17 protein-coding genes are annotated in these 13,744 nt (G+C 72.3%); 8 read left to right on the forward strand and 9 right to left on the reverse strand.

Going from position 1 to position 13,744, the window contains the following annotated elements:
- The first annotated feature begins 154 nt into the window (after positions 1-154).
- Positions 155-1,015 (forward strand): hypothetical protein, encoded by an 861-nt coding sequence (locus AB0J21_RS33275; protein WP_363149908.1) that lies wholly within the window; start codon positions 155-157, stop codon positions 1,013-1,015.
- On the opposite strand, the gene AB0J21_RS33280 is transcribed toward AB0J21_RS33275, so the two are convergent.
- The 3 genes from AB0J21_RS33280 to AB0J21_RS33290 all read right to left on the reverse strand — a co-directional run bounded on the left by AB0J21_RS33280 (position 972) and on the right by AB0J21_RS33290 (position 2,569).
- Positions 972-1,508 carry a Uma2 family endonuclease gene (locus tag AB0J21_RS33280; protein ID WP_363149909.1) on the reverse strand — a complete coding sequence of 179 codons (537 nt, stop codon included), beginning with the start codon at positions 1,506-1,508 and terminating at the stop codon, positions 972-974. The two genes, AB0J21_RS33275 and AB0J21_RS33280, sit on opposite strands and share 44 nt — an antisense overlap.
- A 103-nt stretch (positions 1,509-1,611) precedes the next feature.
- Complete coding sequence (locus AB0J21_RS33285) at positions 1,612-2,037, reverse strand: ATP-binding protein (protein ID WP_363149911.1); 426 nt, start codon at positions 2,035-2,037, stop codon at positions 1,612-1,614.
- A gap of 136 nt (positions 2,038-2,173) precedes the next feature.
- On the reverse strand, positions 2,174-2,569 hold the full coding sequence (locus tag AB0J21_RS33290; RefSeq protein ID WP_363149925.1) for an NUDIX domain-containing protein: 396 nt from the start codon (positions 2,567-2,569) through the stop codon (positions 2,174-2,176).
- 601 nt (positions 2,570-3,170) lie between these two features.
- Here AB0J21_RS33290 and AB0J21_RS33295 point away from each other — a divergent pair.
- Positions 3,171-3,623: a hypothetical protein gene (locus AB0J21_RS33295; protein WP_363149912.1), complete on the forward strand. Its 453-nt coding sequence runs from the start codon at positions 3,171-3,173 to the stop codon at positions 3,621-3,623.
- A gap of 194 nt (positions 3,624-3,817) precedes the next feature.
- Here AB0J21_RS33295 and AB0J21_RS33300 read toward each other — a convergent pair whose 3' ends face one another.
- The 3 genes from AB0J21_RS33300 to AB0J21_RS33310 all read right to left on the reverse strand — a co-directional run bounded on the left by AB0J21_RS33300 (position 3,818) and on the right by AB0J21_RS33310 (position 5,233).
- Positions 3,818-4,012, reverse strand: a complete 195-nt coding sequence (locus tag AB0J21_RS33300) for a hypothetical protein (protein ID WP_363149913.1) — start codon at positions 4,010-4,012, stop codon at positions 3,818-3,820.
- Between the two features lie 169 nt (positions 4,013-4,181).
- Entirely contained in the window at positions 4,182-4,373 is a 192-nt protein-coding gene (locus AB0J21_RS33305; protein ID WP_363149914.1) for a hypothetical protein, read from the reverse strand.
- Between the two features lie 8 nt (positions 4,374-4,381).
- Positions 4,382-5,233 (reverse strand): helix-turn-helix transcriptional regulator, encoded by an 852-nt coding sequence (locus AB0J21_RS33310; protein ID WP_363149915.1) that lies wholly within the window; start codon positions 5,231-5,233, stop codon positions 4,382-4,384.
- A gap of 256 nt (positions 5,234-5,489) precedes the next feature.
- Between AB0J21_RS33310 and AB0J21_RS33315 the strand changes: the two genes are divergently transcribed.
- A complete protein-coding gene (locus AB0J21_RS33315; protein WP_363149916.1) occupies positions 5,490-5,912 on the forward strand; it encodes an ATP-binding protein in 423 nt (140 codons plus the stop codon).
- A 77-nt stretch (positions 5,913-5,989) separates the two neighbouring features.
- On the opposite strand, the gene AB0J21_RS33320 is transcribed toward AB0J21_RS33315, so the two are convergent.
- Positions 5,990-7,282: an MFS transporter gene (locus tag AB0J21_RS33320; RefSeq protein WP_363149917.1), complete on the reverse strand. Its 1,293-nt coding sequence runs from the start codon at positions 7,280-7,282 to the stop codon at positions 5,990-5,992.
- Positions 7,283-7,370: 88 nt separating this feature from the next.
- On the opposite strand from AB0J21_RS33320, the gene AB0J21_RS33325 reads away from it, so the two are divergent.
- Both AB0J21_RS33325 and AB0J21_RS33330 read left to right on the forward strand, forming a co-directional pair.
- A complete protein-coding gene (locus AB0J21_RS33325; protein ID WP_363149918.1) occupies positions 7,371-8,030 on the forward strand; it encodes a TetR/AcrR family transcriptional regulator in 660 nt (219 codons plus the stop codon).
- Between the two features lie 62 nt (positions 8,031-8,092).
- Complete coding sequence (locus AB0J21_RS33330; RefSeq protein WP_363149919.1) at positions 8,093-8,881, forward strand: VOC family protein; 789 nt, start codon at positions 8,093-8,095, stop codon at positions 8,879-8,881.
- Between the two features lie 10 nt (positions 8,882-8,891).
- Here the strand turns inward: AB0J21_RS33330 and AB0J21_RS33335 are convergent, their stop codons facing one another.
- A complete protein-coding gene (locus AB0J21_RS33335; protein WP_363149920.1) occupies positions 8,892-9,554 on the reverse strand; it encodes a winged helix-turn-helix transcriptional regulator in 663 nt (220 codons plus the stop codon).
- Positions 9,555-9,637: 83 nt separating this feature from the next.
- Between AB0J21_RS33335 and AB0J21_RS33340 the strand changes: the two genes are divergently transcribed.
- Complete coding sequence (locus AB0J21_RS33340; RefSeq protein ID WP_363149921.1) at positions 9,638-10,852, forward strand: pyridoxal phosphate-dependent aminotransferase; 1,215 nt, start codon at positions 9,638-9,640, stop codon at positions 10,850-10,852.
- A 49-nt stretch (positions 10,853-10,901) separates the two neighbouring features.
- Here the strand turns inward: AB0J21_RS33340 and AB0J21_RS33345 are convergent, their stop codons facing one another.
- Positions 10,902-12,122, reverse strand: a complete 1,221-nt coding sequence (locus AB0J21_RS33345) for a threonine synthase (protein ID WP_363149922.1) — start codon at positions 12,120-12,122, stop codon at positions 10,902-10,904.
- A gap of 235 nt (positions 12,123-12,357) precedes the next feature.
- Between AB0J21_RS33345 and AB0J21_RS33350 the strand changes: the two genes are divergently transcribed.
- Positions 12,358-13,113, forward strand: coding sequence for a GntR family transcriptional regulator (locus AB0J21_RS33350; RefSeq protein ID WP_363149923.1), 756 nt, complete (start codon positions 12,358-12,360; stop codon positions 13,111-13,113).
- A 215-nt stretch (positions 13,114-13,328) separates the two neighbouring features.
- A complete protein-coding gene (locus AB0J21_RS33355) occupies positions 13,329-13,526 on the forward strand; it encodes an SPOR domain-containing protein (protein ID WP_363149924.1) in 198 nt (65 codons plus the stop codon).
- Positions 13,527-13,744: the final 218 nt, after the last annotated feature.

Consider the following 13,744-nt stretch of genomic DNA (forward strand, 5'->3'; position numbering starts at 1 on the left):
TGCGGTCTCCTTCGTGAGGCGGGTCACTTCCCATGCTGCGGCGGCCGGCCGCGCCCCGCATGAGTAGGGACACTCAGCGTCGCGGCCGGAGTGCTCAGGTCGTCCACCGGTGGCGGACCTGGTCGGCCGGAGGGGAGAGGGGAGAGGGGGCGGCATGGGACGTGCGGAGCGGGAGGCCGTCGCGGCCGGCGCGCGACTGTACGCGGCGGCACGCTCGGTGGCCGCCGACCACGAACGGGCCCTCGGCGCCGTACGGGAGGCCCTCACGCCGATCCTCGACGCCGAGGCCGGCCGCGCTCTCGACGCGATGCCGGTGGCACGTCTCCAGCAGGCCACCGGGGGCCGGGTGCGGTCCGAACTGCTGGAGCGCGGCGCGCTGCGCACCGTACGGCAGGTGCTAGACGGCGGGCCGTACCGCCTGCGCCGGCTCCCCGGCATCGGCAAGGTCACCGCCGACCAGCTCGTCGCGGCGGCCCAGCGGCTCGCCGGGGAGGTACGGGACGGCGTCGCCGTCTCCCTCGACGTCGACCACCCCACCCCGCACACCACCGCACTCGTCCGGGTCCTGCACGTCCTCGTCGAGGCCGGACCCGGGGCGCGGCGGACGGTACGCACGGCCGAGGGGCTCGTGAAACGGCTGGGGCCGCTGCTGGAGGAGGCGAAACCGGTCTCGGGGTGGCTGCGGCTGCGGCTGCTGCCGGCCGGGGACGAGCGCCGGGCCGGGGCCCTGGCGGCGGTCGCCGAGATCGCGCCCTCACGGAGGAGGCGGAGCGCTCGAAGGCCGCCGAATCCCTCGCGCAGGCATCCGTGGACCTGCTGCGGGGCCCGGCGGACGAACTCGCGGCCTGGGTCGACTTCGGGACGCGCGCCTCTCCTCGTCGTGCACGTCTACGAGCTGGACGGACCGACCGGCTCGTACGCACCGGCCGGCATCTTCCGCCACACGCTCAAGCGGCCGGTGCCGTTCGAGATCACTCTCGACATGGACTCGCTCGCGCCGGTCCGGTCCGGCTGAGGCGATCTGACCAGCCCGCCCGCCTCCGGCCCGGACGTTCTCGGCCGGGGCGACGTGCTCTCAGCCCTTCCGCGCCCCGGCCGTCTCCGGCGTACTTGCGCAGCTTGACGGTCCGGTCGCGGTGGGCGGACTCCGGCGAGACGACTTCGACGACGAGCTGCACGTCCTCGGGGGCGAACCAGGTGCGGTCCGGTTCGTACGGGGCCGTGGTCACCACGAGGTCGGGCTCCGGGCGGTTTCTGGCGTCGAGACGCATCGTCATCTCCCGGCCGACCCGGAAGCCCGCAGGCGCCTGTTCCCTGAGGGCGAGCGTGAGGTCCGTGACGACCTCTCCGTGCCACCAACGCTGGGGCGACACCACGAAGACGAGTGCTCCGTCGATCAGTTCCGTGTGGCGGGGCGCCTCGGGGAGACGGTCCAGGTCTTCCGCGAACCAGCCTTCCGGGCGCGGTGGGCGCGTCCAGCCGGGCGGTGTAGCGAGGGGGGCCGACATGGAGGCCGCCTCGCGACATGGGCGGGCACGGATCGACGTAAGGGGGCCGGGCCGGGGCAGCGGGCATCCCCGGGGCGAAGCCGGGGCAGCGTGCCTCCGGCCGTCACCGCCCCGCAGGCCGGCCCTGAGACGGCCGGAAGCAGGCCGTGACCTCCTTGCCCCGGGGGCACGGGTAGGCGGCCCAGGTGTCGGCCAGCGCGTCCACCAGGAACATCCCGCGCCCGCCGAGCGCGTCCTCCGACGCCTCACGGGGCTCGGGCAGCGCGGGAGACGCGTCGTGGACGGTCACGTGGAGGCACTCGCTGTCCCAGGTCAGTACGAGCTGCGCGGTGCTGCCCGCATGCCGGTGCGCGTTGGTGACCAGCTCCGACACGGCCAGCAGGACGGAGTCGACCGTGTCCGGGTCCTCCCGCGACCACCCGAGCGTCCCCAGGTGTTCCCTGGTCCAGTCCCGCGCCACCTTGACGCCACTGCTCACCGGCAGGGAACGCGCCCAGCCCACCGCCTTCAACGACGAGTCGTCCGCCACTGCACTTCTCCCTCGGCCCGCCGACAGGTTCTCCCTGACCGAGTACCCCGGGACGGCCGGGGCAAGAGGGCGATCGTGCGCGGGCGCCGACAGCCGTCCGGCCGGACGGGTCCGGCTCGCCCCGGGGCGGCCCGTGTCAGACCGACGTCTCCCCACGGACCAGCCGCCGGTGCAGCTCCTGCATACCGTCCGGAAGGGCGTCGGCCTCGAACCAGCGCGCCTCCAGGATCTCGAAGGGGTCGATCCGCAGGTCCCCGCCCACGTACAGCGCCTCGTAGGCGACCTCGACGCGCAGCCGGTAGCCGCTCTTGAGGCGCACGAGGCGCCCCGGCCGCACGTCGAGCCCGGTCTCCTCCTTCACCTCCCGCACCACGGTGTCGGAGAACTCCTCCCCGGCGACCGCGAACCCGGTCGGCAGCCCCCACGGCCGCTCGGGGGACCACAGGCGGTGCTTGAGAAGCAGCACCTGCCCCGCGTCGTTGCGCACGACCCCGGTGACGCCCACGTTGAACTTGGCGTGCGCCAGCCACAGCAGCCGCCACTGGAAGGGCCCCCGCAGGAGCCGCCAGACCCGGGCCACAAGCCGGAAACGCTTCACGAACTGCCTCTCGAAGGGAACGGAACGGAACGTCCCGAGGCCGGGCGGCGCGCGGGATCAGAGCAGATGGCCGGCCTTACCGGCCTTGATGTCGGTGATGAGGATACGGAGGCCACGGGGCCGACCCGACCGCGTACTTGGCGACGAGGGCCACAGCGCACGCGCCATGCGGACGTGGTTGCGGCACCGAGGCATCACGCACACCATCCCCGAAAAAGCGACCGGATCCGCAACTGGCTCCGGCGCGGCAGCCGGGGCGGGCGCCCACCCCGCTTCGGCAGGCAGCGCTACAAGCAGCGCAATTTGATGTGGGCGTGACATCTGAAGACCCATCCCAGGTACGCATCCCCCTACGCGCACCGGTACAGGTACGCAACAGGGCGCATTGAGTCATGATCCGGCGCGATCAGGACTTTTCGGTGGGGTGCCGGCACGGTCCGGCCTTCCAGGGGGAGGCGCGGTGTGCAGGTATGTGCCGCCTCGCCCGCCCATGGCGACCGCAGGCACGGTCGCGTGCGAGACAAAGGAGAGTCGCATGAGTGTCATTGTCCGGCGCCTGGGAGATGCTCTGCCGCCCGGCTTCACCGACTTCGCCGAGTTCTTCGCCAGCTGGAAGGACGAGTTCTGGGCCTACGGCAAGGACGACGTCAAGAACGACTACAACTCGATCGTCTTCGGCGGGACATCCGCCGACGACCAGCTGCGGATCATGAATCAGCCCGAGTTCCGCTTGCTTCACAACCTTCTCCCGGCCGGCACGACACCGGTGGCGGCGTTCTGCCAGATCTACTCGCTGAAGTACCGGCGAAAAATGCAGACATTGGGGATCTCGGGCCTCTACACGATCAAGTTCACCCTGTGGCCGTCCGTCTCCGCCGAGCCTCTGGGGATGAACGCGACGGACTTCGCGTACAAGCTGTACGGCAGGGACAGGGGAACCGTGCCCGTCACCGTCGCGCTTCCGCCCCTCGTCCCGGTGACGGAGTGACCCGGTAACCGCCGTGCCCCCGCCGCTACGGTGCGGGGGCACACGGCACACCGGGACGCGGCCGACGCCACCCGGGCCAACGCCGCCCCGCCACCTGCGCATCCCGCGGCAGCCCGCTACGGCGAGGCCGCAGAGTCCTACCGGCAGTCGTCGCCCTCGCATCACCCTGATGTGGGCGTGACCTTCGAAGGCGCTTACTGGAGCAGATGGTCGGCCTTGCCGGCCTTGATGTCGGTGATGAGGGTGCGGAGGGCTTCGCGGGTGTCGGTGAGGTAGTGGTCTTCGCGGCCGTTGACGGCTATGTAGGCGTTGCCGTCCTGGTCGGTGCCGAGGCGGAAGCAAGAGTTGCCTTCGGCGCAGAAGGGGGCTTCCCAGGTGATGTCGGGCATCACGGGTCTCCTTGCGGTGGAGGTGTCCTGATGGAAGGTGAGGGTGCCGACGCGCGAGTGGCCCCTCGGCGCCTTCAGGCGTCCTTAAGTTCGCCCTGCCCGGCCGGGGCCACTGACACGCCGGAACGCCAATCTCGGCGTGGTTCGCGGGCGGGCTTTGCCGGGTGTCTCAGAGCAGGTGGTCGGCCTTGCCGGCCTTGATGTCGGTGATGAGGGTGCGGAGGGCTTCGCGGGTGTCGGTGAGGTAGTGGTCCTCTTGGCCGTTGACGGCGATGTAGGCGTTGCCGTCCTGGTCGGTGCCGAGGCGGAAGCAGTTGTTGCCTTCGCCGCAGAAGGGGGCTCCCCAAGAGATGTCGGACACGTTTCTCCTCAGAGGTGTTGTGCGATCGAGCGAATCAGGTCCCTGGAGCGATCTTCGCTCAAGCACTGCTCATCCATCCACGTGAGATGAGCCCGGTACTTGGCGAGCTGCGGTTCGGCATGGATGAACTCCACGCCGTGTGCTGTGTCCAACTGTGCGGTGTCGAGCGAGGAAACAGGCCCTTCGGCGTAAAGAAGTGCGTGACCGGCGCCCGGAAAAGCTCCGACGCTGATTGGAATGACGCGCACGGCGATGTGTGGTCGCTCCGAGGCTGCGCCCAGTTGGTCGAGTTGTGCCCGCATGACCTTGGCGCCACCGAACTGCATGCGCAGCGCCGCCTCGTGGACGTATGCCATGTACGGAAGTGCACGCGAGTCGCCGAGAACCTGTTGCCGCTCCATACGGTGCTGGACGCGCACCTCCACCTCCAGCCGGGACAGGGGCGGGAGGACGGCGTCGAAGACGCTGCGTGCGTAGTCCTCCGTTTGCAGCAGCCCGGGCACATGCACGCTCTGCACGGTCAGAAGGCGCCGCGCGTGCCACTCGGTCTCGGCGATGTCGAGAAGTCCGGCGGAAAGGGTTCCGCGGTACTTCTCCCACCAGCCGCGTTCCTGTACGTCCGCCATCTCCACCAGTGCGTCCGCGTACGCGTTGTCCTCGGGAGCGTAGGTGGCGGAGAGGATTCGTGCGCGCTCGGCGTTGATGGATCGGATACCCGACTCCATGTTGGCGATGCGGGTGCGGTCCATGCCCAGGACCTCCGCTACCTGTTCGGTGGACAGCTTCGCCGCCGCGCGCAGTTTGCGCAGCTCGATCCCAAGGCGTCGCTGCCGTTGCGTGGACGCGCGTCGTGCGGACATCTGATCCCTCCAACTGGTTGCCACCTCATGTTGCATCGTGAGACAGCATCACTCCAACTCGTTGGGGTTAATTGACTCGCATTAGGAGGTCAAATGCCCCCGCGTGTAGTAGCTTTTGGTGACGCAAGAAGAGCACAAAGTAACGCCCGGAAGCGCACCGCGCCGCCATGCCCGTCCGTCCTGGGACGGGTGTGTCCGCGACCAGGACGGTAGGCCACCGGCGAGCCCGAACCCCTTCACCGCAACGGAGTTGACCATGTCCGGCATTCCGCTCGTCCCCGCCCACTGGCGCTTTCCCGCGCACCCCGCCTCCGTGCGGATGGCCCGGCGCGCGGTCGCCGACACGCTGCCCGCCGAGCTGTGGCCTCATCTCGGCGACGACCTCTCGCTGTTGACCTCGGAACTCGTCACCAACGCCGTCCGGTACGGAACGCGCGCCGAGGAGGACGAGAGTGTCGAGGTGGTCCTGTGGCCGGCCGACGGGCACTACTGGCTCGCCGTCTCCGACCCCGGCGGCGAACATCTCCGCGCGCCGAAGCCCGCCTGTCCCGGGCCGGAGTCCGAGACGGGGCGCGGGCTGCTGCTCGTCGACACCCTCGCGAGCGCGTGGACCGTACGGAACCGCCCGGTGCGGGGGACCTCGGTCGTCGCCGGGGTCCCGTTGCGCCCGATGGGCTGAGCGGACTCGCCGATGCGGCGCCAACCGGGCCAACTGGGCTGAGCGGGCCGCCTCGTGGGCGCGTGTCACCCGTTCCGTCATCGTCGCGGCGGCCGACCGTCCGACGCAGGCGGGCCCTCCTCCCGGCCGGTGGCCCTCCACGTCAGCGCCGCGCCCGCCGCCATCGCCACCGCGCCCGCCGCGAACGGTGACCGTAGGCCCGCGTGGGCCGCAAGGAGCCCGGCCGCCACCGTGCCCACCGCTCCCGCCGCGCCCGTCAGTGTCGCGTGGGCCACGCCGACCCGGCCCAGCAGGTGCGTCGGCGTACGGGACTGGCGCAGAGTGGCCGCGTGCACGCCCCACGCGCCGAAGGCCGCGCCGTACACCGTGAGGAAGCAGCCCGCGAGGAGGCCCGCGTGGGAGAAGGCCGCGCCCGCCGCCGCCAGGGCCGTCACGGCGGGGCAGGCGCGCAGGACCCGGCGGGCCGGGAGGCGTGGGGCCACGGCCGCCCCGGTCACGCCGCCCGCCGCGAACGCCGCGACCAGCAGCGCGTAGCCCAGGTCGTCCAGGCCCAGCGTGCGCCGCGCCCACAGCACCAGGATCGCCGCCAGGCCGTCCGTCGCCAGGGAGGCCAGCGCCCCGCACACGCTCAGCCCGCGCAGCGGCCTGTCCTGCCACAACAGGGCCAGTCCGGAAAGGAGTTCCGTGCGGAAGGGGCGTTTCGGATGTGACGAGCGGGCATCGGCGGCCGGTGTCGCCTCCGGGCCCCTCGTTCCCGCGCCGCTCAGCAGCACCAGCCCGGACGCCATCGCGAAGGACGCCGCGTCCACCCCGAACGGGAGGGCCGTCGCCGCGCCGAACAGCACCGCGCCCAACGGCGGGCCCAGCAGCGTGTCCGTCAGGATGCCGGTGGACTGGAGGCGGGCGTTCGCCGGGGCCAGCCGGGCGCGTCCCACCAGGGACGGGATCAGGCCCGACCGGGCCGCGAGGTACAGCGTCTGGCCGCAGCCGAGCAGGAAACCCGTCGCGATCAGCACGCCGATCGTCACCCCGCCCGCCGAGATCCCCACCGTCAGCGCTCCCATCAGCGCCGCCTGGATCAGGTCCACCGCCCACAACAGGCGCCGACGGCTCATCCTGTCCGCAGCAGCCCCCGCGAACACGCTGAGCAGCCAGGGGAGTTGTTCCGCCAGGGCCACCGCCGCCAGCTGCCTCGGATCGTCCGTCAGGCGCGCGGCCAGCAGCGGCAGGGCCACGAAGCGGACGCCGTCGCCGAGGCCCGAGGCGGCCACCGAGCCCCACACCAAGGTGAAGTCCCTGCCCAGCCCGGTCCCGCCACGGGACCCGCCCCCGTCGCCCTCGCCCCTGGCGGCTGCCCTCCCCGATAACATGAACGTGACTCTGGTTCGGGTTTCACCCCGCTGTCAAGGTGCGTTCCGGGGAGCCGGGCCCCCGCGCCCGTATGCCAAGGTGGAACGCATGGCGGGAGTGGGAGACGGTGGGCAGGGTCCGGGGCCGAGGCTGCGCGAGCGGCCCCGGCAGCAGCGCAGTCGCGAGAAGGTCGACCGCGTCCTGCGCGCCACCGCCGAACTCCTCGACGCCCACCCGTACGAGGAGATCGGGACCAAGCTGATCGCCGAACGGGCCGGGGTCTCCGTCGGCGTGCTCTACCGGTACTTCCCCGACAAGGACGCCATCGCCGAGACCCTCGTGCGCGCGTGGCAGGAGCGGAACGTCGAGTTGGTCGCGGAAATCTGCGCGCGCCCGCCCGCCGGAGGGACGGCGGCGCTCTTCGAGCGGCTCCTCGACGGGTTCGCCCAGCGGTTCCGCACCGAGCCCGGCTACCGGCGGCTCTGGCGGCCCGGGGCGCCGCGCCTGCCCGGACTGGCGGGCCTGGACAGCGCCACCAACGCCCGGATCTCCGCACTGATCCACCGCGCGCTGGTCGACGCGTACGGGCTGCCCGACACGGAGACGGCCCGGCGGCAGGTCGCCCTCGTCGTGGAGGTCGCCGACTTCCTGCTCGGCCGGGCCTTCTGGGACACGCCGGAGGGGGACGCGGTCATGCTGCGCGACGCCGTGGAGCTGATCGACGGCTACCTCGCGCCCCTGGCCACGAGCCCCGCCCCGGCTTCCTGAACGAGAACGCGCCGCCGCACCGACCGTCGTAGCCGCCACGCCACACCGCAGGAGGAGCGTCCATGTCCCCGGCCACCGCACCCGCCATCCGCTGGATCCACGCCTTCGTCGACTCCCCCCGCGCGCACGAGGAGGCCGCCCGCTCCTTCTGGGCGGCCGTCACCGGTGCGGAACTCTCCGCCGTACGAGGGGAGTCGGGGGAGTTCGTCAGCTTCGTGCCGCCCGGTGGCGCCGATGCCAACCTCAAGCAGCAGTCGGTCGCGGAGGGGCCCGGCGGGGCGCACGTGGATCTGTGCGTCGCCGACGTCCCCGCTTTCGTGCGCCACGCCAGGGAGCAGGGCGCCGCCGTGCTGTCCGAGGAGCCGGGGCTGAGCGTGTTGCGCTCACCCGCCGGGCTCGCGTTCTGCGTCGTCCCCTGGCACGGGGAGCGGACCGTGCCGCCCGTCGTGGCGGACGAGCGGCTCGACCAGGTGTGTCTCGACGTCGGGCCGGCCGCGTACGAGCGGGAACTCGCCTTCTGGGCCGCCCTGACCGGCTGGCCCCCCGCCCCCACGACTCAGCCCGAGTTCCAGCGGCTGCGGCCGCCCCTCGGGCTGCCCGTGCGGTTCCTGGTGCAGCGGCTCGACACCGAGCAGCCCGCCCGCGCCCACCTCGACCTCGCCGTGCGGGACCCCGAGTCGGCGCGGGCCCGGCACGAGACGCTCGGGGCGCGGCTCGTGCACCACGGCAAGGAGTGGATCGTCATGCGCGACCCGGCGGGCGGCATCTACTGCCTGACCGACCGCGACCCGCACGTCCCGACCGGCGGTCAGGAGCAGGCGGGCGGCGCCTGCGGCGCCTCCGGCTGCTGACCCGCCCCGCCTACGCCTCGCCCCGCAGGCGCCGGGCCACCGGCCCCTCGCCGCGTACCCGCACCCGGCCCTCCTTGACGGCCCCGGCGAGGGTCGCCGTACCCTCGCCCAGGGCGCGGCAGGTGTCCGCGTCCATCGCCAGGCGGGCGTCCGGCGCCGCCTGCGCCGCTCCGTCGCCGTACGAGGGGCGGCCGGGCGCGAAGCCCGTACGGACGTGGAACAGGCCCTCGGGAAGCTCGACCTCCACCAGCGCCCCGTCCCCGCCGACCGCCGCGCCGAGCGGGCCCAGCAGCGGGATCGCGAACCAGTGCGCGCGCACCGCGTCGGTCGGGTTGCGCTCCGCGAGAGCCGGGGCTCCCCACGTCGCGAGCGCCGTCAGGACGGGCAGCAAGTCGCCGCCCCGCTCGGTCAGTTCGTAGACCGAGGCGTTGGCCGGGGCGGGCAGGCGGCGGCGCAGGGCCAGTCCGTCGCGCTCCATGTCGCGCAACCGCGTCGCGAGCATGTCGGTGCTGACCCCCGGCAGATCCGCGAGCAGATCCGTGTACCGGCGCGGCCCGCCCAGCAACTCCCGGACGATCAGCAGGGTCCAGCGGTCCCCCACGGCGTCCAGGGCGCGGGAGGCGGCGCAGTACTGGTCGTAGCTTCGGCGGCGGGGCGGCGTCTGACGTGGCATGGATCGCAGTCTAGACACAGGGTTGGACTTTCCAAGCTCTCACTTGGTAAAACCAAGTCACACAGTTCCCGGGGAGGCACGGCATGGAGTTCCGGCAGTCGAGCAAGCTGAGCGAGGTCTGCTACGAGATCCGGGGCCCGGTGATCGCGCACGCCAACGCCCTGGAGGAGGCCGGGCACAGTGTGCTGCGGCTCAACACCGGCAACCCCGCGCTCTTCGGCTTCGAGGCGCCCGAGGAGATCGTCCAGGACATGATCCGGATGCTGCCCAAGGCCCACGGGTACACCGACTCGCGCGGCGTCCTCTCCGCCCGCCGCGCCGTCGCCCAGCGCTACGAGGCGCTCGGTGTCGAAGGCGTCGGCGTGGACGACGTCTTCCTCGGCAACGGCGTCTCCGAACTCATCACCATGGCGATGCAGGCGCTGCTGGAGAACGGCGACGAAGTCCTCGTCCCCGCCCCCGACTTCCCGCTGTGGACGGCCGTCACCACGCTGTCCGGCGGCAAGGCCGTCCACTACCTGTGCGACGAGGAGTCCGACTGGTACCCGGACCTCGACGACATGGCCGCGAAGATCACCGACCGCACCCGGGCCGTCGTCATCATCAACCCCAACAACCCCACGGGCGCGGTCTATCCGAAGGAGATCGTCGAGGGCATCCTCGACCTCGCCCGCCGCCACCAGCTCATGGTCTTCGCCGACGAGATCTACGACCAGATCCTGTACGACGACGCCGTCCACCACACGGCGGCGGCGCTCGCCCCCGACCTCGTCGTCCTGTCGTTCAGCGGGCTGTCCAAGACGTACCGGGTCGCGGGCTTCCGCTCCGGCTGGCTCGTCGTGAGCGGGCCCAAGCAGCACGCGAAGAACTACCTGGAGGGGCTCACGATGCTCGCCTCCATGCGACTGTGCGCCAACGCCCCCGCCCAGTACGCGATCCAGGCGGCGCTCGGCGGCCGGCAGTCCATCAAGGAACTCACCGCCCCCGGCGGGCGGTTGCGTGAACAGCGCGACCGGGCCTGGGAGAAGCTCAACGAGATCCCCGGCGTCTCCTGCGTCAAGCCGAAGGGCGCGCTCTACGCCTTCCCGCGCCTCGACCCGAAGGTGCACCCCCTCGTCGACGACGAACGCTTCGTCCTCGACCTGCTGTTGCGCGAGAAGATCCAGGTCGTCCAGGGCACCGGCTTCAACTGGCCGCGCCCCGACCACTTCCGCATCCTCACCCTGCCGTACGCCGACGACCTGGAGTCCGCGATCGGACGGATCGGGCGCTTCCTCGCCGGGTACCGGCAGGGGTGAGGACGGGTGCGCCGGCGGGGGTGGTCACCGCGTCGCCCGGGTCATCCGGTCAGTCCGTCGCCCGGGCCATCCCCGTCTTGAGGCCGGCCCCGCACAGCGGCACCACCGTCTCGACGTCCCCGAGCGCCCCCTCGCGCACCGCCGCCCAGCACGCGACCCCCGTCGCCTCGACGTAGAAACCCCTGCGCGCCAGGTCGAGTTGGGCGGGAGCGAGGTGCTCCTCGGGGACCGTCAGGAAGGAGCCGCCGCTCGCGCGGACGGCGGCGAGGATCTGCCGGGCGCGCGGCGGCCGGGGGATCGCGATGCCCTCGGCGAGCGTGGGCCCCACCCCGGCCTCCCCGGGCAGCAGGTCCTCGGCGCCCGCCCGCCAGGCGGCGGCCAGCGGGGACACCGCCCGCGCCTGGACCGCGTGCAGACGCGGGCGCCGGCCGATCAGCCCGGCGCCGTACAACTCCTCGATCGCGAGAACGGCGCCCAGCAGCAGCGTGCCGTTGCCGACCGGCACGACGACCGCCTCCGGCAGCCGGCCGCCGAGGTCCTCCCACAGCTCGTACACGTAGGTCTTCGTGCCGTGCAGGAAGTACGGGTTGAAGACATGGCTCGCGTAGAAGACCCCCGGCTCGTCCGCCGCCGCCCGCGCCGCGCGGGCCGTCGCCTCCCGGTCGCCCGGCACGAGGTCCACGCGCGCGCCGTGCGCCGCGATCTGCTCCAGCTTCTTCGGCGACGTCCCCCCGGGCACGTACACCGTGCAGTCCAGGCCCGCCCGCGCGCAGTACGCCGCGATCGCCGTGCCCGCGTTGCCGCTGCTGTCGGCGATGACCCGCTCCGGGCCCAGCCGGCGCGCGAGTTCGGCGAGCAGGACGGCGCCCCGGTCCTTGAAGGACAGCGTGGGCATCAGGAAGTCGAGCTTTGCGAGGACCCGGCCCTCCAGCGCGACCAGCGGCGTCCTGCCCTCGCCCAGCGACACCGAGGGCGCGGACAGCGGCAGGGACTCGGCGTACCGCCACAGCGAGTTCACGCGGCCGGTCAGCGCGGTGAGCGGCGGGGGAGCGGCCGGAAAGTCCAGGTCCAGCGGACCCCGGCAGCCCGGGCAGCACCACTCCAGTGACTCGGCGCTCACCCGCGTCCCGTCCACCGGGCACACCGAGGACGGCGGCGGGGGCGCGGCGGCGGACCCCGTATGCGCCGCGGGACCGGCCTCCCGGCCGGGGAGGGCGGAGGTGTGTGGGTGCGGGGCGGGCGCACCGGCCGGCCCGTCGATGGCGTTCATACGGGGAGCGTACGCAGCGGGCCTGAGGGGCCTCTCGATCACGCAGGGCGGAACCGGACTCCTACCGTCCGTGACACCTGCCTGTGCGTCCCATGTTTCCTTGATCGCCGCACAGGGCAGGAAGTGCCTGCACAAAGACGCGTCATCACTTCGAGTGAATCTTTGGCCCTCGCTTGCGGGGAGCAACCGTCGGTTGCCAGGCTGTTGCTGTCTGTCAACCTGATGGGAGTGGCTTGTGACATTCGGTGAGCAGCCGGCGTATCTCCGCGTCGCGGGTGATCTCCGTAAGAAGATCGTCGACGGTTCGCTCCCCCCGCACACCCGCCTCCCCTCGCAGGCGCGTATCCGCAAGGAGTACGGCGTCTCGGACACCGTGGCCCTGGAGGCCCGCAAGGTCCTCATGGCCGAGGGGCTGGTCGAAGGGCGTTCCGGCTCCGGGACGTACGTGCGCGAGCGACTCCAGCCCCGGCGCATCGCGCGCTCCGGCTACCGCATGCTGCCCGGCACCTCGACGCCCTTCCGGCAGGAGCAGGCGGAGGAAGGGGCGCGCGGCACCTGGGAGTCCAGCAGTGTGCAGGAGGAGGCGGACGAGGAGATCGCCGCGCGGCTGGGCGTCGAACCCGGCGCCCGCGTGATGTGCACCCGCTACGTCTTCCGGGACGCGGGCCGCCCCATGATGCTCTCGACCTCCTGGGAACCGCTCGAACTCACGGGCCGCACCCCCGTCATGCTGCCCGAGGAGGGCCCGCTCGGCGGCAGCGGCGTCGTGGACCGCATGGCCGCGATCGACACGGTCGTGGACAACGTCGTCGAGGAAGTGGGCGCCCGCCCCGGACTCGCCGAGGAACTCCTGCTGCTCGGCGGGGTGCCCGGCCATGTCGTGATCGTCGTCGCCCGCACCTACTACGCCTCGCAGCGCGCCGTGGAGACGGCCGACCTCGTCGTGCCCGCCGACCGTTACCGGCTGACCTACCACCTGCCCGTGAGGTGACGAGGGAGCCCCCGAAGGGTGGGGCGTGGGGGCGTGTTCACCGGAACGCGCCCCCACGCCCACCCCTTTTCGCTGTCCGTGATGGCGCGAACACGTACCCCTTCGTGCTAATCCGTATCCGCTCAGTTAAGGCGGGGGGTAGGGTCGGGCATATGCGAAATGGGGTTTCCTCGGCGGTCGTTGGCACGCTCGGAGGAGAGAGGCGGAGGGGTTCGATGACGGACAGCGGTGCCACGCTTCCCTGGCACCTCATAAGGCGGGACGACGGAAAGGCCGACAGCTACCGGGTCGGTCAGTACGCGACCCGGGCCGAGGCCGAGCGGCGCGCCAGCGCACTCGACCAGGACCGCGCGGCCGAGCGCAGACTGTACGCGGTGGAGCACGCGAACAGCGCGGCGGGCGCGGGCTCCTGACCCCGCGCGCCGCGAGCGCCCCTGAGGGGCGCCGGCGCCGGACCTCGGTTCCCGAGTCGCGGCGTCACCTCCGGCCCCTCGGTCACGGCGGCGCCGTCAGCTTCCCGGCCGGGTCCGCGACCCCCTAAGGGCTGTCCCGCAATTCCTGGCGGGCGCACGACGACAGCTACGGCACCTCGCCGCGTTGTCGAAACGCCCGAATACATCCAGTATGCGGG

The organism is Streptomyces sp. NPDC049954, from assembly GCF_040656295.1.
Lineage (GTDB): Bacteria > Actinomycetota > Actinomycetes > Streptomycetales > Streptomycetaceae > Streptomyces.

Excerpts from the sequence above, each read along its gene's own strand:
- AB0J21_RS33340 (WP_363149921.1), top strand. The coding sequence starts at position 9,638 with ATGGAGTTCCGGCAGTCGAGCAAGCTGAGCGAGGTCTGCTACGAGATC.
- AB0J21_RS33355 (WP_363149924.1), top strand. The coding sequence starts at position 13,329 with ATGACGGACAGCGGTGCCACGCTTCCCTGGCACCTCATAAGGCGGGAC.
- AB0J21_RS33295 (WP_363149912.1), top strand. The coding sequence starts at position 3,171 with ATGAGTGTCATTGTCCGGCGCCTGGGAGATGCTCTGCCGCCCGGCTTC.
- AB0J21_RS33300 (WP_363149913.1), bottom strand. The coding sequence starts at position 4,012 with ATGCCCGACATCACCTGGGAAGCCCCCTTCTGCGCCGAAGGCAACTCT.
- AB0J21_RS33310 (WP_363149915.1), bottom strand. The coding sequence starts at position 5,233 with ATGTCCGCACGACGCGCGTCCACGCAACGGCAGCGACGCCTTGGGATC.
- AB0J21_RS33275 (WP_363149908.1), top strand. The coding sequence starts at position 155 with ATGGGACGTGCGGAGCGGGAGGCCGTCGCGGCCGGCGCGCGACTGTAC.
- AB0J21_RS33330 (WP_363149919.1), top strand. The coding sequence starts at position 8,093 with ATGTCCCCGGCCACCGCACCCGCCATCCGCTGGATCCACGCCTTCGTC.
- AB0J21_RS33335 (WP_363149920.1), bottom strand. The coding sequence starts at position 9,554 with ATGCCACGTCAGACGCCGCCCCGCCGCCGAAGCTACGACCAGTACTGC.
- AB0J21_RS33345 (WP_363149922.1), bottom strand. The coding sequence starts at position 12,122 with ATGAACGCCATCGACGGGCCGGCCGGTGCGCCCGCCCCGCACCCACAC.
- AB0J21_RS33325 (WP_363149918.1), top strand. The coding sequence starts at position 7,371 with ATGGCGGGAGTGGGAGACGGTGGGCAGGGTCCGGGGCCGAGGCTGCGC.
- AB0J21_RS33280 (WP_363149909.1), bottom strand. The coding sequence starts at position 1,508 with ATGTCGGCCCCCCTCGCTACACCGCCCGGCTGGACGCGCCCACCGCGC.
- AB0J21_RS33320 (WP_363149917.1), bottom strand. The coding sequence starts at position 7,282 with ATGTTATCGGGGAGGGCAGCCGCCAGGGGCGAGGGCGACGGGGGCGGG.
- AB0J21_RS33315 (WP_363149916.1), top strand. The coding sequence starts at position 5,490 with ATGTCCGGCATTCCGCTCGTCCCCGCCCACTGGCGCTTTCCCGCGCAC.